At 33.3% G+C, this 1,615-nt stretch carries 3 protein-coding genes; all 3 read right to left on the reverse strand.

The features are described 5' to 3' along the window. Positions 1–166 precede the first annotated feature (166 nt). The 3 genes from ABVT42_RS22245 to ABVT42_RS22255 all read right to left on the reverse strand — a co-directional run bounded on the left by ABVT42_RS22245 (position 167) and on the right by ABVT42_RS22255 (position 1,486). Positions 167–625, reverse strand: coding sequence for a hypothetical protein (locus ABVT42_RS22245; protein ID WP_353898159.1), 459 nt, complete (start codon positions 623–625; stop codon positions 167–169). A gap of 10 nt (positions 626–635) precedes the next feature. Next, complete coding sequence (locus ABVT42_RS22250) at positions 636–1,076, reverse strand: peptidoglycan DD-metalloendopeptidase family protein (protein WP_353898158.1); 441 nt, start codon at positions 1,074–1,076, stop codon at positions 636–638. A gap of 77 nt (positions 1,077–1,153) precedes the next feature. Then, positions 1,154–1,486 carry a DUF5992 family protein gene (locus tag ABVT42_RS22255; RefSeq protein WP_353898157.1) on the reverse strand — a complete coding sequence of 111 codons (333 nt, stop codon included), beginning with the start codon at positions 1,484–1,486 and terminating at the stop codon, positions 1,154–1,156. Positions 1,487–1,615: the final 129 nt, after the last annotated feature.

Raw genomic sequence — 1,615 nt, forward strand, 5'->3', positions numbered from 1 at the left:
TAAGTCTGCTGGAGCTAAAGTCACCCACTCCGCAGCTTCAAGCTTCCCAATAATAATTACTAAAAACATAAATATATATTTTTTCATACGCTTCCTTTTTGAATTAACGCCAAATTGAGACGCGCGAACTACGCGTCGCTTGGAGCAGATTGTTAGCATTTAATATTTATGATGGCTGGTCAGAAATTGATTTTTCTCTAATAAGTAACTGGCCATTATTTACTTTTAGTTTATAAAATCCCTCGCTCAAATTAATAAAAAAGTGATATGACAATTCTTCAATTTTATTGTTTGAGTTAAGAGTTACATTATAAAAACAATCTTCGTTTGTCTTGCACCCCTCTGTTAAAGCCCATTTATTAAATGTTTTATCATACCAGCCATATTTCATGACTTTATCATTTATTACCGTATAAATTCCTTCTTGAGAATCACTGCAATTATTTTCAATAATCCATACTTTTTCGTTATGGTAAATTACAACGCAAGATAAATTCTCGGTATTAACAATATTTTTAATAATTTGTGGTAAATCAGAAGATTTATATATTGATAGTTTTATTGCTTCATTCTTGCAGCCATACAATACGGAAACTGCCAATAATAAAATTAGGATTTTTTTCATGGCTACGCTCTCAAAATATATTATTAATTAATGGTTTAGGATCAACCTGTACGCCATGCCTTTTAATCTCGATATGCACATGATTTGTAATACCTGGATATTTTGTTGTAAGTGCTTGTGCATTACCAATTTTCTCGCCTGGAGTGACAGATTTATTGATAACTCCTGGAGCAGGGCTAAGATAGAATATTTTTACTTCAATACCAGTATGTGCGCCTGATCCATTTATCAATAATCCAGTGAATTTCAAATCATTGGCGTATGGATATGAAATCCTAATAATTTTTCCTTCAATCGGTGATAATATATCTTGTCCGGGGTTGGCTGTAATATCCAAACCAAAGTGTTGCCGTTTGCCTCGCGATGCGCCGTACTGGCCACCGCCCCATTTGTCTTTTTTTCTAACTTTTCCGTTTTTTACAGGATTTTCTATTTTTACTTGAGTATTCATAATTAACTCCTTTTATTTATGCTAACGCTATGCTGAACAACTTGTTTGTTCCAGCATCTGGTTAACATTTCTCAATGTTATTTAATTAAATCAATATATGTAGCTTCTCTACAATTATCATCTGTCGGATTATATATCCTAACCTTTTTGGAGCCCGTTGAATACGCTAGTAATGCGGTAGAATATAATCTATTAAAGAATTCTGCAGAAGGTGCTTTCGAGCGTGGAAAAATAATATGCTGATTTGTACACGGGCCACTACCTCCAGAAACAGTGATAAAAAAATTGTCTGTTTTTCCGTCGGATGAATTACCTATTCTAGTAATTTCTGCATCTTTCACTAGTTCACCAGAAAAACAATTACCACTAGTTAGTAGTAATAAAATACCTAAAGATTTATAAATTTTCATATGCTAATTCCTTAATGTTAACGCCAAATTGTATTGTGCGCTTTCCGCATCAACCACCAATTTCTTGTTAATTTCTATGGCATAAGCATAAAGCTTTTTGCTAATGGATAGTCATTAGAGCATCCGTCA

Origin of the sequence: Aliikangiella maris, assembly GCF_040719265.1 — a bacterium.
GTDB classification, from domain to species: Bacteria; Pseudomonadota; Gammaproteobacteria; order Enterobacterales; family Kangiellaceae; genus Aliikangiella; species Aliikangiella maris.